This window comes from Paenibacillus oryziterrae, assembly GCF_042610485.1.
Classification (GTDB): Bacteria; Bacillota; Bacilli; order Paenibacillales; family Paenibacillaceae; genus Paenibacillus_AQ.
Window position 1 is genome coordinate 1 of the sequence record NZ_JBGJZO010000024.1, and the last position, 22,998, is coordinate 22,998.

At 47.6% G+C, this 22,998-nt stretch carries 25 protein-coding genes and 2 rRNA genes; 26 read left to right on the top strand and 1 reads right to left on the bottom strand.

What is annotated here, in order from left to right; genetic code table 11:
- The 10 genes from ACAN55_RS19605 to pssA all read left to right on the top strand — a co-directional run.
- A 23S ribosomal RNA gene (locus tag ACAN55_RS19605) occupies window positions 1-85 on the top strand; the annotation flags it as partial.
- 133 nt (window positions 86-218) lie between these two features.
- Window positions 219-335, top strand: a 5S ribosomal RNA gene (gene rrf, locus ACAN55_RS19610).
- Between the two features lie 503 nt (window positions 336-838).
- The gene (locus ACAN55_RS19615; RefSeq protein WP_379136753.1) at window positions 839-2,008 is read left to right on the top strand and encodes a GNAT family N-acetyltransferase; all 1,170 of its coding nucleotides are present in this window, start codon (window positions 839-841) and stop codon (window positions 2,006-2,008) included.
- A 323-nt stretch (window positions 2,009-2,331) separates the two neighbouring features.
- A complete protein-coding gene (locus ACAN55_RS19620; RefSeq protein ID WP_379136756.1) occupies window positions 2,332-2,793 on the top strand; it encodes a CtsR family transcriptional regulator in 462 nt (153 codons plus the stop codon).
- Between the two features lie 30 nt (window positions 2,794-2,823).
- A complete protein-coding gene (mcsA, locus tag ACAN55_RS19625) occupies window positions 2,824-3,348 on the top strand; it encodes a protein-arginine kinase activator protein McsA (protein WP_379136962.1) in 525 nt (174 codons plus the stop codon).
- Window positions 3,349-3,373: 25 nt separating this feature from the next.
- Complete coding sequence (mcsB, locus tag ACAN55_RS19630) at window positions 3,374-4,438, top strand: protein-arginine kinase McsB (RefSeq protein ID WP_379136759.1); 1,065 nt, start codon at window positions 3,374-3,376, stop codon at window positions 4,436-4,438.
- A 33-nt stretch (window positions 4,439-4,471) separates the two neighbouring features.
- Window positions 4,472-6,937, top strand: a complete 2,466-nt coding sequence (clpC, locus tag ACAN55_RS19635) for an ATP-dependent protease ATP-binding subunit ClpC (protein WP_379136762.1) — start codon at window positions 4,472-4,474, stop codon at window positions 6,935-6,937.
- 298 nt (window positions 6,938-7,235) lie between these two features.
- Window positions 7,236-8,603 (top strand): DNA repair protein RadA, encoded by a 1,368-nt coding sequence (radA, locus tag ACAN55_RS19640; protein WP_379136765.1) that lies wholly within the window; start codon window positions 7,236-7,238, stop codon window positions 8,601-8,603.
- A gap of 14 nt (window positions 8,604-8,617) precedes the next feature.
- Window positions 8,618-9,694, top strand: a complete 1,077-nt coding sequence (disA, locus tag ACAN55_RS19645; RefSeq protein ID WP_379136769.1) for a DNA integrity scanning diadenylate cyclase DisA — start codon at window positions 8,618-8,620, stop codon at window positions 9,692-9,694.
- Between the two features lie 62 nt (window positions 9,695-9,756).
- Window positions 9,757-10,488, top strand: a complete 732-nt coding sequence (pssA, locus tag ACAN55_RS19650; RefSeq protein ID WP_379136772.1) for a CDP-diacylglycerol--serine O-phosphatidyltransferase — start codon at window positions 9,757-9,759, stop codon at window positions 10,486-10,488.
- 106 nt (window positions 10,489-10,594) lie between these two features.
- Here pssA and ACAN55_RS19655 read toward each other — a convergent pair whose 3' ends face one another.
- Window positions 10,595-10,990, bottom strand: coding sequence for a nucleoside triphosphate pyrophosphohydrolase family protein (locus ACAN55_RS19655; RefSeq protein ID WP_379136775.1), 396 nt, complete (start codon window positions 10,988-10,990; stop codon window positions 10,595-10,597).
- 213 nt (window positions 10,991-11,203) lie between these two features.
- Here ACAN55_RS19655 and ACAN55_RS19660 point away from each other — a divergent pair, with 213 nt between their 5' ends.
- The 16 genes from ACAN55_RS19660 (at window position 11,204) to rplA (ending at window position 22,985) form a co-directional block, all read left to right on the top strand.
- Entirely contained in the window at window positions 11,204-12,292 is a 1,089-nt protein-coding gene (locus ACAN55_RS19660) for a PIN/TRAM domain-containing protein (protein WP_379136778.1), read from the top strand.
- Between the two features lie 96 nt (window positions 12,293-12,388).
- Window positions 12,389-13,087 (top strand): 2-C-methyl-D-erythritol 4-phosphate cytidylyltransferase, encoded by a 699-nt coding sequence (gene ispD, locus ACAN55_RS19665; RefSeq protein WP_379136780.1) that lies wholly within the window; start codon window positions 12,389-12,391, stop codon window positions 13,085-13,087.
- Window positions 13,084-13,572 (top strand): 2-C-methyl-D-erythritol 2,4-cyclodiphosphate synthase, encoded by a 489-nt coding sequence (gene ispF / locus ACAN55_RS19670; protein ID WP_379136783.1) that lies wholly within the window; start codon window positions 13,084-13,086, stop codon window positions 13,570-13,572. The genes ispD and ispF overlap by 4 nt, the downstream gene beginning before the upstream one ends.
- A gap of 50 nt (window positions 13,573-13,622) precedes the next feature.
- Complete coding sequence (gltX, locus tag ACAN55_RS19675; RefSeq protein WP_379136786.1) at window positions 13,623-15,086, top strand: glutamate--tRNA ligase; 1,464 nt, start codon at window positions 13,623-13,625, stop codon at window positions 15,084-15,086.
- A gap of 204 nt (window positions 15,087-15,290) precedes the next feature.
- Window positions 15,291-15,632, top strand: coding sequence for a hypothetical protein (locus ACAN55_RS19680; RefSeq protein ID WP_379136788.1), 342 nt, complete (start codon window positions 15,291-15,293; stop codon window positions 15,630-15,632).
- A gap of 39 nt (window positions 15,633-15,671) precedes the next feature.
- Entirely contained in the window at window positions 15,672-16,364 is a 693-nt protein-coding gene (gene cysE, locus ACAN55_RS19685) for a serine O-acetyltransferase (RefSeq protein WP_379136791.1), read from the top strand.
- Between the two features lie 48 nt (window positions 16,365-16,412).
- Entirely contained in the window at window positions 16,413-17,819 is a 1,407-nt protein-coding gene (gene cysS, locus ACAN55_RS19690; protein WP_379136793.1) for a cysteine--tRNA ligase, read from the top strand.
- Window positions 17,816-18,256 (top strand): Mini-ribonuclease 3, encoded by a 441-nt coding sequence (locus tag ACAN55_RS19695; protein ID WP_379136795.1) that lies wholly within the window; start codon window positions 17,816-17,818, stop codon window positions 18,254-18,256. Before cysS ends, ACAN55_RS19695 begins: the two co-directional genes overlap by 4 nt.
- Before the next feature lie 25 nt (window positions 18,257-18,281).
- Window positions 18,282-19,043 (top strand): 23S rRNA (guanosine(2251)-2'-O)-methyltransferase RlmB, encoded by a 762-nt coding sequence (rlmB, locus tag ACAN55_RS19700; RefSeq protein ID WP_379136798.1) that lies wholly within the window; start codon window positions 18,282-18,284, stop codon window positions 19,041-19,043.
- A 2-nt stretch (window positions 19,044-19,045) separates the two neighbouring features.
- Window positions 19,046-19,567: an NYN domain-containing protein gene (locus ACAN55_RS19705; RefSeq protein ID WP_379136801.1), complete on the top strand. Its 522-nt coding sequence runs from the start codon at window positions 19,046-19,048 to the stop codon at window positions 19,565-19,567.
- Window positions 19,568-19,732: 165 nt separating this feature from the next.
- The gene (sigH, locus tag ACAN55_RS19710) at window positions 19,733-20,377 is read left to right on the top strand and encodes an RNA polymerase sporulation sigma factor SigH (RefSeq protein ID WP_379136804.1); all 645 of its coding nucleotides are present in this window, start codon (window positions 19,733-19,735) and stop codon (window positions 20,375-20,377) included.
- Window positions 20,378-20,793: 416 nt separating this feature from the next.
- A complete protein-coding gene (rpmG, locus tag ACAN55_RS19715; RefSeq protein ID WP_379136807.1) occupies window positions 20,794-20,943 on the top strand; it encodes a 50S ribosomal protein L33 in 150 nt (49 codons plus the stop codon).
- A 20-nt stretch (window positions 20,944-20,963) separates the two neighbouring features.
- Window positions 20,964-21,155, top strand: a complete 192-nt coding sequence (gene secE / locus ACAN55_RS19720; RefSeq protein WP_379136811.1) for a preprotein translocase subunit SecE — start codon at window positions 20,964-20,966, stop codon at window positions 21,153-21,155.
- A 21-nt stretch (window positions 21,156-21,176) separates the two neighbouring features.
- Window positions 21,177-21,710 (top strand): transcription termination/antitermination protein NusG, encoded by a 534-nt coding sequence (nusG, locus tag ACAN55_RS19725; protein WP_379136814.1) that lies wholly within the window; start codon window positions 21,177-21,179, stop codon window positions 21,708-21,710.
- Window positions 21,711-21,786: 76 nt separating this feature from the next.
- Window positions 21,787-22,212 carry a 50S ribosomal protein L11 gene (rplK, locus tag ACAN55_RS19730; RefSeq protein ID WP_379136817.1) on the top strand — a complete coding sequence of 142 codons (426 nt, stop codon included), beginning with the start codon at window positions 21,787-21,789 and terminating at the stop codon, window positions 22,210-22,212.
- Window positions 22,213-22,292: 80 nt separating this feature from the next.
- Window positions 22,293-22,985, top strand: a complete 693-nt coding sequence (gene rplA, locus ACAN55_RS19735; protein ID WP_379136820.1) for a 50S ribosomal protein L1 — start codon at window positions 22,293-22,295, stop codon at window positions 22,983-22,985.
- Window positions 22,986-22,998: the final 13 nt, after the last annotated feature.

Here is a 22,998-nt window from a genome sequence, read left to right on the forward strand (position 1 = left end):
GAAGACGACGAGGTAGATAGGTTGGAGGTGGAAGTGCAGCAATGCATGGAGCTGACCAATACTAATCGGTCGAGGGCTTATCCTAACATTAAATCGCAAAGATCGTTTCGGATCCAGTTTTCAGGGAGTCAAATTCCTGAATCTAAGCTGTATGTCTTTTCTAGAGTTGGTTATTTTCCTGAAGGAATTCGGGAAGTGATACGACCGGAAAAAACCTGTCTGGTGGCGATGGCGGAGGGGTTCCACGCGTACCCATCCCGAACACGACCGTTAAGACCTCCAGCGCCGATGGTACTTGGACCGAAGGGTCCTGGGAGAGTAGGACGCCGCCAAGCANGCGTACCCATCCCGAACACGACCGTTAAGACCTCCAGCGCCGATGGTACTTGGACCGAAGGGTCCTGGGAGAGTAGGACGCCGCCAAGCACGAAGAACCACTGTTGATCACTCAGCAGTGGCTTTTTTGCGTCCACACCTGTGGAAAACTTGTGGATAGTTTGCAGAAAACTTCAGAAAACTTACTCACATGTGTACAATTTTCCGAGCTTCAAATATTCTGGGAATACTGATACAGCAAGGCTTTGTGGGGATAAAGCATGTATTTATAGAGTAGTCCACCATTAGGTGTGTATAGCTCATCAGGGATGTGGATACTTCATAAGGTTATGTTAGTAATTATCTTAAATAAGTTATCTTTTACGACTTAAATGATATTGTGGCGAAGATGCCTGTTGATAACATTTCGAGCTGATAGTCTACATAGAAATAAGCCATTACTTGCGTATTGACTACAGCATCCATACAATTAGGAATAAATAAGGCTGTTAGGAGGTTTATCATGGAGATAAGGCGACTGAAGGTCACGGAATTTGAAGAAAGTATGACGCTGTCCGAATATGCATTCCAATATAGAGTCTCCGGCGCAGACCGGGAACAGGCGCTAAGCCGGTTCAAACCTGAACGGGTATGGGGTGTTTTTGATGAGGGAGAATTAGCAGCGAAGCTGACCTTGCTTCCACTTCGTGTGTACATACAGGGGAACTCCGTCTCTATGGGAGGAATCGCGGGAGTAGCAACGTGGCCTGAGAACCGTAGACAGGGCCATGTCACCAAGTTGCTAAGTCATGCGCTGCAGACAATGAATGAGTCCGGCCAGCTGCTCTCTTTCCTGCATCCCTTTTCGATTCCTTTTTACCGGAAATATGGCTGGGAGATTTATTGTGAATACAAAAAATATACGATTCCAGTGGCTAAACTTCCGCTGAAGAAAGAAGTCTCAGGTACTGTTAAGCGGAATGTAAACGATATTGAAATTCTAAACAGTCTATATGCGGAATTTGCAGCCCAATATAACGGAACGCTTGAGCGTACCCGGGAATGGTGGGAACGTTCAGTGCTGGATGAAGAAGGTCTTCATGCGGTCTATTATTCAATAACTGGAGAACCGGAGGGGTATGCGCTGTATCGGATCGACAAAAAAGAACTAGTCATTGATGAGTTTGTGTTCCGGAATGAGCAGGCCCGTCAGGGACTATGGAGTTTCTTTTGCAATCATGATTCAATGGTTACAGGAGTAGCACTTAAGATGGTCCCTTCAGATGATATCCTTCCCTATTTACTGCCTGATCCGCGTATTCCTCAAGAGAACTACCCGTATTTCATGGCACGAATTGTGAATGTGAAAGCGTTTGTTGAGGCGTTTATTTTTGTCAGAGGCGTTTCGGGTAAGATCAACTTGGAAATTAAAGACGATCATGCACCATGGAATTCCGGATTGTGGGAATGCACAATAAATGAAGAAGGCCGTGCTTCTTTGATACAGATGCAGCCTTCTCAGATAACTGCGGATATAAATTGTGATATCGGGTCGCTAACCGTGCTTCTAATGGGATATAAGCGCCCTGAAGAGTTGTATCGCTACGGTAAACTTAGTGGTACCCCTTCAGCCGCCGAATGGCTTGAAAGAGCCGTTCCACGCGCAAATACGGCTTTGCTGGATTTCTTTTAAGGATTATTGAGGGTTCTTTTCGTTTATGCGGGAAGAACTCTTTATTTTACCTTTTATAGCGGAGTGGAAAGGGAGTAAGTTTTGGATACAATAAGTATTAGATTGAAAAAAAAATTGCAGGCTCTTGGAATTAACAAAAAATATGTTATAATATGAAAAAAGTCAAAGAAAGTCAAAGTCAACGCAAGCTGTAATTGAACGGTCAACATCTGTACCCACTGCTTTAGGATTACAAGTATGTTAAGTATTTGGATGTGGTCACACTAAGCGGAACAGGTGTCTAACCGGTGCAATTTCAAGCTTACAACACTGGAGGATGAGTGATGCGTAATATCTCTGATATTATCGAACAATATCTGAAGAATATTTTGCATGAAAGTCCTGAAGGTATGGTGGAAATTCAGCGCAATGATCTGGCGGACCAGTTCTCCTGTGTACCTTCTCAGATCAATTATGTGATCAGCACGCGCTTCACTTTGGAAAAGGGCTATTTAGTGCAAAGTAAACGTGGTGGCGGAGGTTATATCCGGATTCAACGCTTTGAACTGCCTCAGAATGTGGCACTGCATGCACATCTCAATCACACGATTGGTAGTGAAATTGATCAAAGTACAGCTGAGGGGCTAATTTATCAGTTGGAAGAGGCTTGTTTTCTCAGTGATCGGGAGGCATGTATGCTGAGGGCTGCAGTTTCCCGGGATTGCCTGACCCTGAAGCTTCCATATCGGGATGAGATCCGTGCGAATCTTATGAAGGCGATGATCATATCTTTACTCGGCAAATAATTGCCCATGACAAGGGAGGGACTCCGCACTATGCTTTGTCAGGAATGCGGTGTGAAACAGGCAACACTCCATTTCACCAAAATTGTGAATGGGGAGAAGACAGAATTTCATATTTGTGAGAGCTGTGCCCGAGAAAAGGGTGAGTTGATTCCTGGAACAGCAGGAGGTTTTTCCATACACAGCTTGTTGTCAGGTCTGCTGGATCTCGAAGGACCGGGCAAGGAGAAATCAGCGGCTTCCAGAACAGTTCAGACTCAAACCTGCGAGGATTGCGGCATGACCTACTCACAATTCAGTAAGCTTGGGCGTTTTGGCTGCAGTTCTTGTTATAAATATTTCAACAATGGCCTGGATCCTCTTTTCAAGCGGGTACATGGCAGCACTCTGCATGTTGGGAAAATTCCTAAACGTGTCGGAGCGCAAATTGCATATAAACGCCAGATTGACGAAATGAAGCAGGAGCTAGGTATCAGCATTCTGCAGGAAGAGTTCGAAAAAGCTGCAGAGCTGCGGGATCAAATACGCCGACTTGAAAAAGAAATGACACAAGAGTAAAGTCTTTGATACAGGGGGACACGTCATGCCAAATCTTCGGTTTACCGAACAAGCACTCAGTGAATGGATGCGCAGCGGTGGCAGTCATTCGGAGATTGTCATCAGCAGCCGTGTTCGGATCGCCCGTAATTTACAACACATTCCTTTTCCATTGATCGCTTCTGTGAAGCAGTCAGAGGAGGTACTGGAGCAGCTCGCTCCTGTATTTAAGGGGGAAGAGGCGACGGAATACGGAACATTTCAATTATTAAGGCTGGATGAATTGGATGAACTGGATAAAAAAGTACTGGTAGAGAAACATCTCATCAGTCCGAGTCTGGTCAATGATTCCAAAGGCGGAGCCGTAATCCTGAATGAAGATGAATCCGTCAGCATTATGATTAACGAAGAAGATCATTTGCGAATACAATGTTTATTCCCCGGTTTTCAGGTACAGTCGGCATGGGAACGTGCCACAGCCATCGACGATATTTTTGAAGCAACTGTCAATTATGCCTTTGATGACAGAAGAGGATATCTGACGAGTTGTCCCACCAATGTGGGTACAGGTCTTCGGGCTTCGGTAATGATGCATTTGCCGGCGCTGGTGATGAGCCATCAGATCAATCGGATTTTATCAGCGGTGAATCAGGTGGGCTTAACTGTAAGAGGAATCTACGGCGAAGGCAGCGAGGCGGTCGGAAATATCTTTCAGATCTCCAACCAGATTACGCTGGGGCAGACGGAAGGCGAAATCATTGATAATCTTCAAAGTGTGGTTATGCAGATTATTGAGCATGAACGCCATGCGCGCGAACGGCTCCTTGCCGAGTCCGCACTGCGTATAACGGATCGCGTGATGCGCTCTTATGGTATTTTGTCATATGCGGCCGTATTGGAGCTCAAAGAATCTGCACAACGCCTATCCGATATTCGCCTCGGTGTTGATCTTGGGATTTTGGAGGGGCCTTCCATCTCTGTATTGAATGAATTGAATGTTAAGACACAGCCAGGGTTCTTGCAGAAGATGTTCGGCGATGAAATGAACTCAACCGAAAGAGATATGTACCGGGCGAAGCTGCTTCGGGAAACTTTGGGAACCAAAAATTAATTATAGATAATTATTCATGGAGGTGCAGGAGATATGATGTTTGGGAGATTTACGGAACGCGCACAAAAAGTGCTGGCGCTGGCGCAGGAAGAAGCCGTACGTTTGGGACATAACAATATTGGTACAGAACATATTTTGCTAGGACTGATCCGTGAAGGAGACGGCATTGCCGCCAAAGCTTTGATTGGTCTGGGACTGGGTCTTGAGAAAATACAAGATGAAGTGGAACAGCTCATTGGCCGTGGCCAAGAGCAGCCTACCAATATTGCCTATACTCCTCGCGCCAAAAAAGTCATAGAGCTGTCTATGGACGAAGCCCGTAAGCTCGGTCATACTTACGTCGGTACAGAACATATTCTGCTCGGTCTGATCCGTGAAGGAGAAGGCGTTGCAGCCCGCGTGCTCAATAACCTGGGTATCAGCTTGAATAAGGCTCGCCAACAGGTTCTACAGCTTCTGGGAAGCAATGATTCCGTATCCAGCCACAGCGGTGCGCCGGTTAATGTCAGCACACCAACACTGGATGGTCTGGCAAGAGATTTGACGGCGTATGCCAAAGAAGGCCATCTGGACCCTGTCATTGGTCGCAGCAAAGAAATTGAGCGTGTTATTCAAGTGCTTAGCCGCCGTACCAAGAACAATCCGGTACTGATCGGTGAACCAGGGGTTGGTAAAACAGCCATAGCTGAAGGACTAGCACAAAGAATTATAAACAATGAAATTCCCGAAACCTTACGTGATAAACGCGTTATGACACTTGATATGGGTTCGGTAGTAGCCGGTACCAAATACCGTGGTGAGTTTGAGGATCGCCTCAAGAAGATCATGGATGAGATCCGCCAGGCGGGTAACATCGTTCTCTTCATTGATGAGCTGCATACCTTGATCGGAGCAGGCGGTGCAGAAGGTGCAATTGATGCCTCCAATATCCTTAAACCGGCTCTGGCCCGTGGAGAATTGCAGTGCATCGGGGCAACGACACTCGATGAATACCGTAAATATATTGAGAAGGATGCAGCCTTGGAACGCCGGTTCCAGCCCATCCGTGTGGATCAGCCTTCTCCAGAGGAAGCTATACAAATCCTCTTCGGGCTGCGGGACCGTTACGAAGCTCATCACCGTGTAAAAATTACTGATGATGCCATTGAACAAGCTGTGAAGCTGTCTGACCGCTATATTCCAGATCGTTTCCTGCCAGATAAAGCCATCGACCTTATTGATGAAGCCGGTTCAAAGGTAAGACTGAACTCTTACACCATTCCGCCGAATCTTAAGGAATTGGAAGCACGCCTGGATGATATCCGCAAGGAAAAGGATTCCGCTGTGCAAAGCCAGGAGTTTGAGAAAGCGGCAGCTCTTCGTGATACGGAGCAAAAAATCCGTGAAGAGCTGGACACCACTAAAAACCAGTGGAAAGAAAAACAAGGCCGGACGGATTCCGAAGTTACTCCTGAGGATATCGCGCAGGTAGTAGCCAGCTGGACTGGTATTCCTGTCAGCCAGCTGAAGCAGGAAGAGACCGACCGCCTTCTGAACATGGAAGCCTTGCTGCATGAACGTGTTATCGGGCAGGACGAAGCTGTTAAAGCTGTCAGCCGGGCACTCCGCCGGGCACGTGCCGGTCTGAAGGATCCGAAACGTCCTATGGGCTCTTTCATTTTCCTTGGACCTACGGGTGTCGGTAAGACAGAATTAGCCCGCGCGCTTGCAGAAGCCATGTTTGGAGACGAGAATGCTGTAATCCGCATCGACATGTCCGAGTACATGGAGAAACATTCGACCTCCCGTTTGGTCGGAGCGCCTCCTGGATATGTTGGTTATGAGGAAGGCGGCCAGCTGACCGAGAAGGTCCGCCGCAAACCTTATTCCGTAGTGCTGTTGGATGAAATTGAGAAGGCTCACCCTGAAGTGTTCAATATTCTGCTTCAAGTGCTTGAGGATGGACGCCTTACGGACTCCAAAGGCCGGGTAGTCGATTTCCGTAACACACTGATCATCCTGACATCCAATGTCGGAGCACAGGCTATCCGCAAGAATTCGACACTGGGCTTCACTGCAGTACAGGATGCGGGTGCTGATTACAGCAATATGAAGGGCAAGGTTATGGAAGAACTGAAGAAGAGCTTCCGTCCTGAGTTCCTGAACCGTATTGATGAAATCATTGTCTTCCATTCCCTGGAAGAGAAACATATCGCCGAAATCGTAACCTTGATGTCAGAGGAGCTCCGCAAGCGTCTACGTGAATATGATGTAGATTTTGTGCTTACGGACAAAGCGAAGGCCTTCCTGGCGAAGGAAGGTTATGATCCTGCATTTGGTGCGCGCCCGCTTCGCCGGGCCATCCAAAAGCACATCGAGGACAGACTTTCTGAAGAGCTGCTGAGAGGCAACATTGAGAAGGGCGACACGCTTAATATTGACGAAGTCAATGGTGAGCTTGCCGTGAACAAAGTGGAAGCCGTTGCTTTGGAAAAGGAAGCACTGCCTGAAACGGAATAAGCTGCTAATACCCCAATCCCCTGGTCACATGACCAGGGGATTTTTAGGTGTAAACGAAGGCGATTTTTGGAATTGGAGGAGTGGAAGTCCAAAAACTCACCGTAGTTGCGAACTCGTCAAAATGGTAAAGTCTTAAGTTCAACTTACATATAAGCAAATATATGTTCTCTTTTGAAGACAATAACCTTTCGCTGCAGGTTCATAAATGGTAAACTTTGATTAAGAGAAAATGTCTGAAATTTAAAGTTTGATTTCATACAGCAACGGAATTTGTGGAATAATGTTGTAAGGAGAACCTATGGCTAAAGTAAAAACAAAATTTCAGTGTAACGAGTGCGGGTATGAATCTCCAAAATGGCTTGGGAAATGCCCGGGATGTCAGGCCTGGAATTCCATGGTAGAAGAAACGGAAAGCGTTGTTAAAACCCAAGGAATGAACGCACCTATTTTTCATAGTAAAGAAAAGGCACAATCCATCATAAACATAGAAAGCGACAAGGAACCACGCATTCTGACTGGCATCGGCGAGCTTAACCGAGTGCTCGGTGGAGGTATTGTTCCCGGATCGCTGGTTCTGGTCGGGGGAGACCCCGGGATCGGCAAATCAACACTGTTGCTTCAGACCTCGCATGCATTGACTACTCAAGGCTTGCGGGTGCTTTATATATCGGGGGAAGAATCGGTGCGGCAGACCAAGCTTCGTGCGGATCGCCTCGGAGCCCTGTCAGCAGAACTGTTCGTCTTGTGCGAGACCAATATGGAGAGCATCGAGGAGGCGATTGAGCACATTAACCCGCAGTTTCTGGTTATCGACTCCATCCAGACGGTATATATGCCGGAGGTAACGAGTGCGCCGGGCAGTGTGGCTCAGGTCCGGGAATGTACCACTAGGTTTATGCGCATTGCCAAAGTACGCGGTATTGCGACAGTCTTGGTCGGACATGTCACTAAAGAAGGAGCAATCGCCGGACCCCGGATGCTGGAGCATATGGTCGACTGTGTGCTTTATTTTGAAGGGGAACGACATCATACCTACCGGTTGCTCCGGGCTGTTAAGAACCGTTTTGGTTCAACTAATGAGATCGGAATTTTTGAAATGGGTGAAGTTGGCCTGAATGAAGTAGAGAATCCGTCGGAGCTGTTTCTCTCGGAGCGTCCGCTGGGGGTTGCTGGCTCAACGGTTGTCGCTAGTATAGAAGGAACACGGCCTGTGCTTGTAGAACTGCAGGCGCTTGTGGCTTCTACGCATTTTCCATCACCGCGCCGGATGTGTACGGGTATGGATCATCAGCGGATGGCTTTAATCATTGCTGTGCTTGAGAAACGGATGGGAATGTTTCTGCAGAATCAGGATGCTTATGTCAATGTGGCTGGGGGCGTAAAGCTGGATGAGCCGGCCATTGATCTGGCGGTAGCGATCAGCATTGCTTCCAGCTTTCGGGATATCCCAACCAAACCCTTTGATGTTTTCTTTGGAGAAGTTGGCCTTACCGGAGAGGTGCGCGGAGTCTCGCGTGCGGAAATGCGGGTTAAAGAGGCAGCAAAGCTTGGATTTAAGCGGGTCATCATGCCTGAGAAAAGCCTGAAAGGCTGGAAGCATCCGCAGGATATACAGATTATCGGAATCAGTACTGTTGCAGATGCATTATCGGTCGCGTTAGATTAGGGGGCTCAAAACAAATGAAGGAATACAACCAACTGGACAATATGAATGATCTGCTTAGGTTGGCCGCGCCGGGAACACCCTTCAGGGAAGGTCTAGAGAATGTGCTGCGTGCTAAGACTGGAGCGTTGATTGTTGTCGGATATAGTCCGGAAGTCATGGAAGTAGTCGATGGAGGATTCTCCATTAACTGCGATTTCTCGCCCAACTATTTATATGAACTGGCCAAAATGGACGGGGCCATTATTCTGAGTGAGGATCTGAAAAGAATACTGTATGCCAATACACAGCTGATTCCAGATTCCTCGATTTCATCGATTGAAACGGGAATACGCCATCGGACGGCGGAACGAGTAGCGAAACAAACGGGGAAGCTAGTCGTCTCCATCTCACAGCGCCGGAATATTATCACCCTGTATCAAGGCTCTATCCGCTACGCGCTTAAAGAAATCGGGGCGATCTTGGCAAAAGCCAATCAGGCGATTCAAACCCTGGAGAAGTATAAAGCGGTTCTTACTCAAGGGTTAACCAATTTGTCCGCTTCCGAGTACGAGGGAGCAGTAACGGTACCTGAGGTGGTTGGCGTGATCCAGCGGGTGGAAATGGTACTGCGGATTAAAATGGAAATCAAACGTTATATTAATGAACTGGGGAACGAAGGCCGGCTGATCAGCATGCAAATGGAAGAACTGGTGGGAAATACAGAGGAAGAAGCATGGCTCCTTTACAGAGACTATGCCAGAGAAGAGGAGGAAGACAGAATCCGTGAGATTATCTCCGGACTCAAAAAGACGAGTGATGATGAGCTTATGGATGATAACCATATTGCCCGTCTGCTTGGCTATTCGTCTACATCCATTGAAGCTGAGGAAGCGGTGACTCCGCGTGGTTACCGTCTACTGAACAAAATCCCAAGGCTGCCAAATGTAATTATTCACAATCTGGTCGAGCGTTTCGAAATGCTTCCTAACCTGATGACGGCGAGTATCGCAGAGCTGGATGAAGTGGATGGAATTGGAGAGTTGCGTGCACGCAGCATTCAGGATGGATTAAAACGTCTGCAGAAGCAAGTTCTTATTGACAGACAAATGTAAATAACATACAATCACGTAATGTTGGAGACGTTTAGGCCCAATGAAATTATAGAGGTGACGAAATGATAACAAAATTTATTCCGAGTCTTTTTACCATAGGTAATCTGATGCTTGGAATGTTTGGAATCATGATGGCGTTTGATGGTAAGGTCAGCATGGCCGCTATTATGGTTATTATTGCAATGCTTCTTGACGGGTTGGATGGAAGGGTTGCCCGGGCGCTTAAAGTGGAAAGTGAATTCGGGAAAGAGCTGGATTCATTATCTGATGTGATTTCTTTTGGCGCAGCACCAGCCATTATTATGTATGTAACGAGCCTGCAAGACTTGAACTCAGCACTTGCCTGGTCTGTCACTGCGATTTTCCCTGTATTCGGTGCACTGCGCTTGGCACGTTTCAATGTCCGTCCGGGAATTCCGGGATATTTCATCGGCTTGCCGATACCGGCTGCCGGCGGCGTTCTAGCCACTTTGGCGCTGTTTCATAATGATGTTTCCGCTCCATTTATGATCATAGCTACACTGCTCTTATCTTACTTAATGGTCAGCACGGTTAAATATCCAAATTTTAAAAAGATAGGCTTGCCTAAAAAGGCGGTTGTAGGCGCACCTGTTGTCATCGTTGTAGCAGTTGCGGTTGCGGTTGTTTTTCCTGAGCAGATTGCCAAGCTGATCTTTGTTCTGCTGTCGCTTTATGCGCTTTATGGGTTGAAACAGAATTTCGACAGGCTGACAGCCAGACGCCGTCACCGCCGGAGAAGACGTTCCGAAGAGTTTCATTCGAAGAATGGTTAATCATCACTTTATAACGTAAAAGGCTTTGCTTCCCTTTGTGGGATGCAAAGCCTTTTTTTCGATTTTAGCCGGGGCAGAATGGGATGAGAAGCGGGTACCCTGGATTTTACGATAGATTAAAGAGCCCGAGCGTGGCGCATTTCTGTGATTCCTTCACCACAACCTCGTCCATATTGATCTCAAGCAGATTACACAAAGCGGACATATAGAACAGTTCACGGCCAAGCTCGGAACCAATGACCTCGCGGCAATTCTCGCATAACGTGCCCTGCACATGGGTACCTGCGGATTCCTTTGCCTCTTCAAGCGTATTCCCAGGCTCAAAAACCTGTTTCGAAGCATGAAGTTCGATACAACCGCATTCAGTAACGGCTTTGACGACAGCACGGTTGACGGAAGCGCTGCTCTGTCCATTCTTAGACAGTACATCCAGAAGACTGCGGTGACGGAGCAGCAGTTCGGAAACTTGATCCTGAAAAGCCTGTAAACTCGGTGCGCTCATATCCATTCACCCCTGGGATTATAATTGAGTTCATTATATGCCACTCCACCTCCCCTTTTCAACAGGTAAAGACAGTTCTGGAATCACTTCACCCGATGTTCCGCCTTTTCACTACAGAAAAAATAAGTGTGCTGCGATTATCGTCCTAAAAATTGGAACATACTGGGGAGGAGTAGAGAATTTTGCTTTAAGATAAAGGGAGGTGCGTAAACGATGTGGAAAAAAGGGATCTTGTCTTTTACCGGCTTATGCGGGGGATGGTCCGGCTTTACGTTATACCATAGTGCAATAAAAGGATTCCCCACAGGTATGGGAAGACTGGCGGCAGGTCTGCCGGTGGATGGAAGCATTGTGTTTGCGGTGCTTGGTGCCATTATTTTTTTGTTAGTGGGAACTTTGTGCGCGGAATGGGGAGGGGCAAAGCTTCGGGAGGCTGTCTTGCTGGCATCACGCATACCGATGAATGAATTGGCTGCAGGAGCAGCTGGTCTGACGGGAGGGCTGTTGCTTTCGCTCCTTCTGTACCCGGCTATGATGTGGATGGGAAAAGTAGGACAACTGCTTCAGGTAGCGGCAACCATAGTGTTCGGATATGTGGGGTTGCGTGTCGGTTTGGAGAAGAAGGAAGAACTTGCAGCACTCTGGACGACAGGACGCTGGGGGTCATCACAGGAACCGGAAGGCCGCGGTCTCGAGGAACATAAGATATTGGATACCAGCGTCATTATCGACGGACGTATTGCCGATATTTGCAAGACAGGGTTTATAGAAGGTACGATTGTAATTCCGGAGTTTGTACTTGAGGAGCTCCAGCATATTGCCGATTCATCTGATCTGCTTAAGCGCAACCGCGGGCGGCGAGGGCTGGATATTCTAAACAAGATTCAGAAAGAACTGGACGTAAAAGTGCTAATCTATGAAGGGGACTTCGAGGAAATCTCTGAAGTGGACAGCAAGCTGGTGAAGCTCGCGAAGGTCCTGCGCGGCAAGGTCGTTACGAATGATTTCAATCTCAATAAAGTATGTGAGCTTCAGGGCGTTTCGGTACTGAATATCAACGACTTAGCCAACGCGGTGAAGCCGGTAGTTCTGCCCGGAGAAGAAATTATCGTTCAGGTGATCAAAGACGGCAAAGAACACGGACAAGGGGTTGCTTACCTGGACGACGGCACAATGATTGTAGTGGAAGGCGGCCGTGAATTTATCGGTACAACCATGGAAGTGCTTGTTACCAGTGTGCTGCAGACCTCGGCAGGCCGCATGATATTTGCTAAGCCGAAGCTGCTGGAGAAAGCTCAGTAAGTTAGGGATCATTATGTATCCTGCCCCTAAAGGGTTGGAAATGCCTGCCGAACACGTTATGATAAGGGTATAAGTGAAAGTCAGGAGCCTAAAGTCATGTCAAACAGTGTTGGTGTCGTCATAGTGGCGGCAGGCAGAGGAACGCGGATGGGAACCGCTGAAAGCAAGCAGTACCTGCTGCTTAAGGATAAGCCGATTGTGGTACATACGCTTGAAGTTTTTCAGCGGCATGAGATGATTTCTGAAGTGGTTTTGGTAACCGGGGCAGAAGATGTGCAGCGCTGCCGTGACTGGATTGAGCATTATAAGCTGGACAAGGTAACCGCTGTTGTTCCGGGGGGAACCGAGCGTCAGTATTCCGTATATCAAGGACTGCTGAGGCTAGGAACAGAATGGGTAATGGTTCATGACGGCGTACGCCCGTTTGTCCGCCCAGAGGAGATCAAGGCATGCTACGAGCGCGCTGTTCAAGTCGGGGCTTCAGTTCTGGCAGTACCCGTGAAGGATACTATTAAGCAGGTGGACGGCAATGGACAAGTAGTGTCAACGCCGGACCGGCGAAGTCTGTGGGCGATTCAAACCCCGCAGACTTTTCGTCTTTCTGAATTAAAGGATGCCTATGAATTGGCAGCGCGGGACGGCTTTGTCGGAACGGATGACTCCAGCCTGGCGGAGCGAGCCGGGATCGCAGTATCTGTAGTGGAGGGAAACTACAGTAATATTAAGATAACCACACCAGAGGATTTGGATTTTGCTGAATTTACAGGAACAATCAGGGGAGAGGGACAATCATGATCGCAGTAGGACAAGGTTTTGACGTACACCAGCTTGTAGAAGGAAGGCCGTGTATCATTGGCGGGGTTAACATTCCTTATGAAAAGGGGCTACTGGGCCATTCTGATGCAGATGTGCTACTTCACGCAATCAGTGATGCCATATTGGGTGCACTGGGGCTAGGGGATATTGGAAGACATTTTCCTGATACGGATCCGGCCTTCAAAGATGCTGATAGTCTGAAGTTACTCGAGCATGTATGGGGACTGGCCCGCGAGCGCGGATACCAGCTGGGTAATATCGATTCTACCATTATCGCTCAAAAGCCGAAAATGGCACCGTATATTCCGGCAATGACAGAGATTATCGCCCGGGCATTGGGAGCGGAAACTTCCAAGGTTAATGTTAAGGCTACAACAACAGAGCAGCTTGGCTTTGCAGGACGTGGCGAGGGCATTGCCGCTCAATCTATTGTCTGTCTCCTTCAAGATGTGATATCATCTTGAGATGGATCTATGCAAATGTATTATTTACCACATGATGCGGAGGGAATGAAATGGCGGATGAAGTCCGGGTGCGCTATGCACCAAGCCCTACAGGACATTTACATATCGGAAACGCTAGAACGGCGTTATTTAACTATCTGTTTGCCCGCAATCAAGGCGGGAAGTTTATTATCCGGATCGAGGACACTGACGTTAAACGCAATGTCGCCGGTGGAGAAGAAAGCCAGCTGAAATATTTGAAGTGGCTGGGTATGGATTGGGATGAGAGCGTGGATGTCGGCGGTGAATACGGCCCTTACCGGCAGACCGAGCGGCTTGACCTGTACCGTATCTACTGGCAGGATCTGCTGGACCGCGGCTTGGCTTACCGCTGCTACTGCACTGAAGAAGAACTCGAAGCTGAGCGGGAAGAACAGACTGCACGCGGTGAAACGCCGCGTTATTCCGGTAAGCACCGTAATTTGACGGAAGAGCAGCGTTTGGCGTACGAGAAAGAAGGCCGGGTTGCGAGCATCCGCTTCCGTGTGCCGGAAGACCGTACTTATACATTTAATGATATTGTTAAAGGCACAATCTCATTTCAGACTAAAGAAATGGGCGATTTCGTCATTGTGAAGAAAGACGGTATACCGACATATAATTATGCGGTAGCTGTTGATGATCACCTGATGAAGATTTCACATGTGCTTCGCGGGGAAGATCATATTTCCAATACGCCGCGCCAGCTCATGATCTACGAAGCACATGAATGGGAGCCGCCGCTGTTTGGGCATATGACATTGATTGTTGGTGAGAACCACAAGAAGCTGAGCAAGCGGGACGAATCCGTTATTCAATTTATTGAGCAATATGACGGACTGGGTTATCTGCCGGAGGCTATGTTTAACTTTATTTCGCTTCTTGGCTGGTCTCCTGAAGGGGAAGAAGAGATCTTCAGCAAGGATGAGCTGATTTCTATATTCACCTCCGACCGTCTATCAAAGAGCCCAGCAGTGTTTGATACGAACAAACTCGCGCACCTGAACAATCATTATATTAAGAATGCAGATCCTGCACGGGTTGCAGCACTGGCCATTCCTCATTTGCAGAAGGCGGGCAGATTGCCTGCACAGCTGAACGCAGAAGAGCAGACGTGGGCGGAGAGCCTTGTTGCACTTTATCAGGAGCAAATGACCTCTGCTTCGAATATTGTCGAACTGTCGGAATTGTTTTTCCGCAGCCATCTGGAGCTGGAAGCAGAAGCGGCTCAAATTTTGGCAGAAAGCCAGGTGCCTGAGGTGCTTTCCGCTTTCCTGGCTAAGGTTGAAGCAACGGATGAATTCACAGCAGCCAATATGGCGGTTCTGATCAAAGAAGTACAAAAAGAAACCGGGCATAAAGGAAAGGCGTTGTTTATGCCAATCCGAGTGGCTCTTACCGGTCAAACCCATGGTCGTGATCTTAACATAACGATTGCACTTTTGGGCCGCAGCCGTGTGATCGAACGATTGAAATCACAAATTAAAGGGGCTTAGATTTGCAGTTTGTGCATCGGAGACCTCTTGTCAGTACCTTAGCTTTTCGCTAAGATAGAAGAATACAGGAACAGCTGTGATCAGGAGAAGTACGTGCATTAGGATAAATACCAGAGAGAATAACCGAGAGAAGGATGTTTCTTCCTTCCAGGCTGGAAGTTATTCATTTGTCTGACACGGAAAATGCGCCTGTGAGCTGCACGGTTGAGCAGATTTTCGCTTGAAGATCCGTTAGATCGTGCCGGGCACGTTGCCGTTAAAGACGCCAAGAGGGACGAAGATATTCTGTGTTTTGCATTTACGCAGACTCAGAAGTTTATCGTTCAAGCAGAGTGGGACCGCGGTTATACGTCTCTGCAGCATTATGCTGCAGGGGCGTTTTTTATTGAACTACTCAATATCTCTAGAGAACAATGGCAGATGAACGATTGGACAACATCTTCGGTAAGGCTACGATTGGAGTTTTTCTCAGAATATAAGAATTTATATGCTTCACTCTTTAGACTCGCCTTATATTTCTACGAGAACCGGATGCCGTACCTGTAAGAACGGCGCGGCAGTTTCTTTTGAGAGAGGAGAAACTTGATGTTTAAGAATATTAGGTCGGACATTCGGGCTATCTTTGACAATGATCCCGCGGCTCGCAGCTGGTTTGAGGTTGTCTTTACCTACGCCGGGCTTCATGCAATCTGGGCTCATCGGCTGGCGCATCTTCTGTATAAACATAACTGGTTCACCCTGGCGAGAATTATTTCGCAAGTAAGCCGGTTTATGACGGGTATCGAAATCCACCCTGGAGCGACAATTGGTCAACGTCTTTTCATTGACCATGGTATGGGTGTTGTCATTGGAGAGACCTGTGAAATCGGTGATGATGTTATCATTTACCAAGGGGTTACTCTAGGGGGGACGGGGAAAGAAAAAGGCAAACGTCATCCGACAGTTGGCAATAATGTGGTTATCGGCTCCGGTGCAAAGGTGCTTGGTTCCTTCCGGATTGGTGATAATTCCAATATAGGATCCAATTCCGTGGTTCTGCGCGAAGTGCCGAATAACAGTACGGTGGTGGGTAATCCGGGACGTGTAGTTAAGCGTAACGGCGAGCGGGTATCCGATCGCCTTGATCATGCGAAGCTGCCCGATCCTTTTGTCGATTCGCTCCGCTTTCTGCAAAAGGAAATCGAGGAACTCCGCGATAAGATGGGAGCCGAAGACAAACAGAGAGCAGAACAACGGCGGCTTGAAACCCAGCAGTATATCGGAGATTATGAAATTTAATATAACATTCGGCGGAATTCCGAAAGAACAGAAAGGATTGGGAACAGCATGGCTTTACAAATCTACAATACAATGACACGAAGCAAGGAGATTTTTGAACCTCAGGAAGCCGGGAAGGTGAAAATGTACGTCTGCGGTCCGACCGTTTACGGTTATATGCATATAGGTAATGCCCGGCCTGTTATAGTCTTTGATCTGGTTCGCGCTTATTTGGAGCAGATCGGTAATGAAGTGAATTTTATTACTAACTTCACGGATGTGGATGATAAGCTGATCCGCAAAGCAGAGGAAATGAATACAACGGTTGCTGAAGTCGCGAAGACTTTTATTGCCGCTTACTATGAAGATATTGAAGGTCTGGGTGTGAAACCTGCCACCATGAATCCAAGAGTAACGGAAAGTATGGATTTGATTATCGAGTTCATTTCAGAATTGGTGGATAAAGGATATGCCTATGAAAGCGGAGGCGATGTCTTTTACCGGACGTCCCGATTTAAAGAATACGGCAAGCTTTCACGGCAGAATTTGGAGGAGCTGCAATTCGGTATTCGCGTAGAAGTGGACTCACGCAAAGAAAAGCCGGAGGACTTTGTTCTCTGGAAAGCTGCGAAGCCGGGGGAAATAAGCTGGCAAAGTCCTTGGGGAGAGGGACGTCCGGGCTGGCATATCGAATGCTCCGCGATGGCGCGTGAGTTCCTTGGAGATACCATTGATATTCATGGAGGCGGTCAGGACCTGCAGTTCCCGCACCATGAGTGCGAATGCGCTCAGACGGAAGCTTTAACCGGCAAACCGCTGTCCAATTACTGGATGCATAACGGATTTATTAATATCGGCGATGAAAAAATGTCGAAATCACTCGGCAACGGTCTTTTGGTCAAAGATATCCGCCAGCGGTTCAAGGCTGGAACTATCCGTTATTTCATGCTCTCCACTCATTACCGCAATCCGCTGAATTATACACTGGATGCTATGGCATCCGCTGAGAAAAGTGTGGAGCGCATCGTAACGGCTGCTGCTAATGTTAAACACCGTCTGGAACTTCATGGGCAAGCGTCTGTTGGAGAAGTAAGCGTTCCTGTACAGGAGAAGCTCGCAGCTATTCTGCTTCATTTTCATCAAAAAATGCAGGATGACTTCAATACTCCTGACGCTATCACTGCCGTATTTGACTGGGTGAGTGCGGCTAATCTGCTGCTTGCTGAAGAAGAAGTGAATCCTGCGGATCTGGCGGCACTGCTTGATGCTTTTGCCGAAATGAATGGTGTACTCCGGCTGACATCCGAAGAGAACGAGGAAGCGGCGGACGAGGAAGTAGAACGGCTGATCGCCGAACGGGCAGAGGCTCGCAAGAATAAGAACTGGAGCCGCTCGGATGAAATCAGGGATGAACTCGGGGCAATGGGCATTCTGCTTGAGGACACCCCGCAGGGAATGCGGTGGCGCCGTAAATGAGCGAAGAAGAATTTAAAGCCGGTGCTGAATGGTTTCCGTATGTACCATCCAAACCGGTCAAACTGATCTCTCCGATTGTGCTTGCCTATATTGGTGATGCGATTTACGAAGTAGCGGTAAGGCAATATCTGATTTCCTTACCCAATCTTCGCCCTAATCATTTGCACCGCTCGGCAACGGGTTTCGTATCCGCCAAGGCCCAAAGCGCGATTCTTCATTATCTGGAGTCTGAGCTGACAGAGGAAGAGCAAGAAGTCGCCCGCCAAGGGCGAAATGCCAAATCAGGCAGTGTCCCGAAAAATGCCAATGTCTTGGAATACCGTCATGCAACTGCTTTTGAATGCTTGATCGGTTATCTATATTATACCGGACAGCAGGAGCGGATCCGTCAACTGGTAGAGAGCGGAATACAATTTATGAATAAGGAACAGAAATAAAGCAAGAAATCAGGAGGAAAAGAAAATGGAAGAAGATATTAAGACTGAAGAAGAGACATTGGCCGGTAAACACTCCGTGCTTGAGGCACTACGTGCAGGACGCACTATCAATAAAATTTGGATTGCCGAGACGGCGCAGAAGCATTTAACTGCCCCTATTGTTGCAGAAGCAAAAAAAGCCGGAATTGTCATTCAACATGTGGACAAGCGTAAACTTGAACAATTGGCTCCTGGAGTCCAGCATCAGGGTGTAGTTGCTCAAGCAGCACCGTATGCTTACGCAGAGATCAGTGACATGCTTGAAGCTGCGGCTGCTAAAGGGGAATCTCCATTTCTTATCCTGCTGGATGAAATTGAGGATCCGCACAATCTCGGCTCCATTCTGCGGACGGCTGATTGCACCGGTGTTCACGGGGTTATTATTCCTAAACGGCGCTCCGCCCAAATCACCGCCACAGTTTCCAAAACCTCTGCCGGTGCTGTTGAATATGTTCCGGTTGCCAGAGTAACCAACCTGGGCCAGACGATTGACCGGCTTAAAGAGATGGGAATATGGGTGGTCGGCACTGATGTAGATACTAATCAGGACTTGTATGGTTCGGATATCTTCACGGGTCCGGTAGCCGTAGTCATCGGTAATGAAAATAAAGGGATGGGCCGATTGATCCGTGAAAAATGCGATATTCTGCTTAAGCTGCCGATGCAAGGCAGAATTAACTCACTGAATGCCTCCGTAGCAGCAGGTGTCATTATGTATGAAGTGCTGCGCCGCCGGCGTCAGGGCTAGGCATGTCCGACTGGCGCGACGTGCTGCTAGTGGATGGGTACAACATGATTGGGGGCTGGCCTGACCTGGCAGAGCTATCGCATTCCAGTATGAATGAAGCACGAGATCGGTTGCTTGATATGCTGGCGGATTATCAGGCATATTCTGGGCTGCGCGTTATTGCAGTCTTTGATGCCTATCGTGTTCCCGGACTGGGGCGGGCATTCGTTCAGGGGAAGGTTCAGGTATATTTCACCAAAGAGAAAGAAATTGCGGATGAGTGTATTGAACGGCTTGTCGGAGAACTGAGTCACCGCCGGAGAAAAGTGTATGTGGCAACCAGTGACTCCGTCGAACAAAATGTTATTTTTGCCCAAGGAGCACTTCGTCTTTCGGCTAGAGAGCTGCGGCTGGAGATCGATGAAAATCAGCGGGAGGTCAAGAAGGCTATCCAGCCTAAGAGCCGCAGTTCCTCTCGCCATGCGCTGGAAGATAAACTGCCGCCTGAAGTGCGAAGCAAGCTTGAGGATTGGCGCAGACAATGAAGTGATTCCTGGAAAGCCCAGGATATATTGGTAAATGACATATTCTGTTATTGATGATTGTTTTTGGTCAAACTTCGGTTGACGGTTTAAGGTAACATAATATATACTGTTCGTATATTTCGCGAAGTAACGATGTGTCTTGCGTTGCAGCCGGGGGGATTCTTGGTGAGTGTCGACCTCAAGGAATTAATGCTATCCGAATATGATTGCATAAGCGATGAAGATATTGTCGAGGTATTCCGTGGTGGCGACAGTGGAGCATTGGAGTACTTGATTAACAAGTACCGGAATTTCGTCCGTGCCAAAGCCCGCTCTTACTTTCTGATTGGTGCGGATCGTGAAGATATCGTGCAAGAAGGCATGATAGGTCTTTATAAGGCCATTCGCGATTTCAAAGGTGACAAGCTCTCTTCATTTAAGGCTTTTGCCGAGCTGTGCATTACCAGGCAGATTATTACCGCGATCAAGACTGCGACGCGCCAGAAGCATATTCCTCTTAATTCCTACGTTTCATTGGACAAGCCTATATATGATGAAGACTCTGACCGGACACTCATGGATGTCATTTGCGGCACTCAGGTGTTGGATCCGGAAGAACTGATTATTAATCAGGAAGAATTCACCGGACTTGAAGATAAAATGGCGGAAATTTTGAGCGATCTGGAGCGTAAGGTTCTGATGCTCTATCTTGACGGAAGATCCTATCAGGAAATTGCCGAAGATTTGAAGCGGCATGTGAAGTCGATCGACAACGCACTGCAAAGGGTCAAACGGAAGTTGGAAAGATATCTGGAAGTGCGTGACAATTAATGCTATAATAACGGGAAAGGCTCGGACATCGAGTCTTTTTTTAGTTTGATGAAGTAGACCATAGTTTTAACTACAGTGTGAATGTCCATAATGGATAGAAGAACAGCAGAGTGCTAAGGGAATGACTTGTACACAAGTTTGAGAGAGACAGATGCTTCAATCTCCCGGAAATAACCAGAATCCACGGCAATTCTTTCGTTGACACAGGCCTTGACATTATGCTAAAGTGTTTTAGGTAGGCCTAAATTCGCGGCTTTTTTTAAAATATCGAGAAGTTTGAACTTTGCTTCAGGCTTTTTGGTGTTTATCCGGGAAAAGGATGCCGTCCCAGTAAGGACGGAAACGCCCTTTTTCTTGGGATCAATTTTGCGTCTTCTAATGTCATAGTTGGAAGAACGTCTCGGGAGGTGCACATCATGCGGGTAATTATCACTTTGGCTTGTACAAGTTGCAAACAAAGAAACTATGCAACGACCAAAAACAAGCGAAATCACCCCGACCGCATGGAGATGAAGAAATTTTGCAAGTTCTGTAACGAGCAAACTCCTCATCGCGAAACCAGATAGTCTGTGGAGGTGTAGTCGGCGTGAAGCGTAGTTTCAAGTCTTTGATTTCCTTTTTCACTGAAAGCTGGAGTGAACTCAAAAAAGTTCGCTGGCCTAGCCGTAAAGAACTGACAAACTATACATTGATCGTTCTCGGTACAATTGTAGCTGTCGCTATTTACTTCTGGGTTCTGGACATCGGTATTTCCGCTGTGATTGAAGCGATTATTTAGAGAGGTTCCAGGTGGCTTGATATGGAAAAAAGATGGTACGTCGTTCATACCTATTCTGGGTATGAGAACAAGGTCAAAGCCAATTTAGAAAAACGCGTTGAGTCTATGGGCATGGAAGACAAAATTTTCCGCGTTCTTGTTCCTATGGAAGAAGAAATTGTAAACAAGGATGGCAAGAAAAAAACTGTCATGCGTAAAGTTTATCCCGGTTATGTTTTGGTGGAAATGATCCAGACTGATGATTCTTGGTATGTTGTCCGCAATACGCCGGGCGTTACTGGATTTGTTGGTTCGACAGGCTCGGGTTCGAAGCCTACGGCGCTGCTTCCGGAAGAAGTAGAACAAATTCTGAAGCATATGGGTATGGTTGAACCTAAAGCTGTGATTGATTTCGAAATCAAGGAATCGGTACGTATTATGGTTGGTCCCTTTGCGAATTTTGTGGGCTCCGTGGAAGAGATTTTGGCAGACAAGAGCAAGATCAAGGTACATGTTAACATGTTTGGACGGGAAACCCCGCTGGAGTTGGATTTCACTCAAGTGGAGAAAATATAACTATCAATAAGGGTTTCTTGTGGGAGGGCGCGATAAGCGTACCGAAGACCACTATTTTTGCAAGGAGGTGTCACTCATGGCTAAAAAAGTAATCAAAATGGTGAAACTGCAGATCCCTGCAGGGAAAGCGAATCCTGCGCCTCCGGTTGGTCCGGCGCTCGGACAAGCGGGTGTCAACATCATGGCATTCTGTAAGGAATTCAATGCTCGTACAGCTGACCAGGCTGGCCTGATCATCCCGGTTGAAATTACAGTATTTGAAGACCGTTCTTTCACTTTCATCACTAAAACTCCTCCGGCTGCTGTTTTGCTTCGCATCGCTGCGAAAGTAGAAAAAGGATCCGGTGAACCGAACAAGAAAAAGGTTGCGAAACTCGGCCGCGCTGCGGTTCGTGAAATCGCTGAGCAAAAAATGCCCGATCTGAACGCTGCATCTGTTGAAGCTGCAATGCTGATGATTGAAGGTACTGCTCGCAGTATGGGCATCACTATCGAAGACTAATCGTCTTTCGATATCCGGTCATTCTGACCGCAATATGTGGGAGGATATTCCGCTAAAACCACAAAGGAGGAACATTTTTCATGGCTAAACATGGTAAGAAGTACCAAGAAGCTGCTAAGCTGATCAACAGCGAAGCAACATACGAGCCTGCTGAAGCTGTAGAGCTTGTTAAAAAGGCTGCGACTGCTAAATTCGACGAAACCGTTGAAGCTGCAGTTCGTTTGGGCGTAGATCCCCGTAAACAAGATCAAGCCGTTCGCGGTGTAGTTGTCCTGCCTCACGGCACAGGCAAAACCCAACGCGTGCTTGTATTTGCAAAAGGTGAAAAAGCGAAGGAAGCGGAAGCTGCCGGTGCTGATTTTGTTGGCGATCTGGACATGATCAACAAAATTCAACAAGGCTGGTTTGAATTCGATGTCTGCGTAGCTACACCTGATATGATGAGTGAAGTCGGTAAACTGGGTCGTCTGCTTGGTGGTAAAGGTCTTATGCCTAACCCTAAAGCCGGCACGGTTACATTCGATGTTACCAAGGCTGTACAAGAAATCAAAGCTGGTAAAATCGAATACCGTCTCGATAAAGCAGGTCAAATTCACGCGCCAATCGGCAAAGTGTCCTTTGATGCTGAGAAATTGAACGAGAACCTTAAATCTTTGATCGACGCTTTGAACCGTGCGAAACCGGCTGCTGCTAAAGGTGTATACCTTAAAGGCATCTCGATTTCCTCGACTATGGGACCAAGCGCTCGTGTGAACACTTCTGTTTACAGATAATTAGGGGTTGACT

Coding starts and splice junctions, on each gene's coding strand:
- ACAN55_RS19695 (WP_379136795.1), top strand. CDS start 17,816: ATGAGCGAAGAAGAATTTAAAGCCGGTGCTGAATGGTTTCCGTATGTA.
- ACAN55_RS19705 (WP_379136801.1), top strand. CDS start 19,046: ATGTCCGACTGGCGCGACGTGCTGCTAGTGGATGGGTACAACATGATT.
- ACAN55_RS19660 (WP_379136778.1), top strand. CDS start 11,204: ATGTGGAAAAAAGGGATCTTGTCTTTTACCGGCTTATGCGGGGGATGG.
- mcsB (WP_379136759.1), top strand. CDS start 3,374: ATGCCAAATCTTCGGTTTACCGAACAAGCACTCAGTGAATGGATGCGC.
- ACAN55_RS19615 (WP_379136753.1), top strand. CDS start 839: ATGGAGATAAGGCGACTGAAGGTCACGGAATTTGAAGAAAGTATGACG.
- cysE (WP_379136791.1), top strand. CDS start 15,672: ATGTTTAAGAATATTAGGTCGGACATTCGGGCTATCTTTGACAATGAT.
- rplA (WP_379136820.1), top strand. CDS start 22,293: ATGGCTAAACATGGTAAGAAGTACCAAGAAGCTGCTAAGCTGATCAAC.
- rpmG (WP_379136807.1), top strand. CDS start 20,794: ATGCGGGTAATTATCACTTTGGCTTGTACAAGTTGCAAACAAAGAAAC.
- cysS (WP_379136793.1), top strand. CDS start 16,413: ATGGCTTTACAAATCTACAATACAATGACACGAAGCAAGGAGATTTTT.
- radA (WP_379136765.1), top strand. CDS start 7,236: ATGGCTAAAGTAAAAACAAAATTTCAGTGTAACGAGTGCGGGTATGAA.
- disA (WP_379136769.1), top strand. CDS start 8,618: ATGAAGGAATACAACCAACTGGACAATATGAATGATCTGCTTAGGTTG.
- rlmB (WP_379136798.1), top strand. CDS start 18,282: ATGGAAGAAGATATTAAGACTGAAGAAGAGACATTGGCCGGTAAACAC.
- rplK (WP_379136817.1), top strand. CDS start 21,787: ATGGCTAAAAAAGTAATCAAAATGGTGAAACTGCAGATCCCTGCAGGG.
- ispF (WP_379136783.1), top strand. CDS start 13,084: ATGATCGCAGTAGGACAAGGTTTTGACGTACACCAGCTTGTAGAAGGA.
- pssA (WP_379136772.1), top strand. CDS start 9,757: ATGATAACAAAATTTATTCCGAGTCTTTTTACCATAGGTAATCTGATG.
- gltX (WP_379136786.1), top strand. CDS start 13,623: ATGGCGGATGAAGTCCGGGTGCGCTATGCACCAAGCCCTACAGGACAT.
- clpC (WP_379136762.1), top strand. CDS start 4,472: ATGATGTTTGGGAGATTTACGGAACGCGCACAAAAAGTGCTGGCGCTG.
- ACAN55_RS19655 (WP_379136775.1), bottom strand. CDS start 10,990: ATGAGCGCACCGAGTTTACAGGCTTTTCAGGATCAAGTTTCCGAACTG.
- ispD (WP_379136780.1), top strand. CDS start 12,389: ATGTCAAACAGTGTTGGTGTCGTCATAGTGGCGGCAGGCAGAGGAACG.
- ACAN55_RS19620 (WP_379136756.1), top strand. CDS start 2,332: ATGCGTAATATCTCTGATATTATCGAACAATATCTGAAGAATATTTTG.
- mcsA (WP_379136962.1), top strand. CDS start 2,824: ATGCTTTGTCAGGAATGCGGTGTGAAACAGGCAACACTCCATTTCACC.
- nusG (WP_379136814.1), top strand. CDS start 21,177: ATGGAAAAAAGATGGTACGTCGTTCATACCTATTCTGGGTATGAGAAC.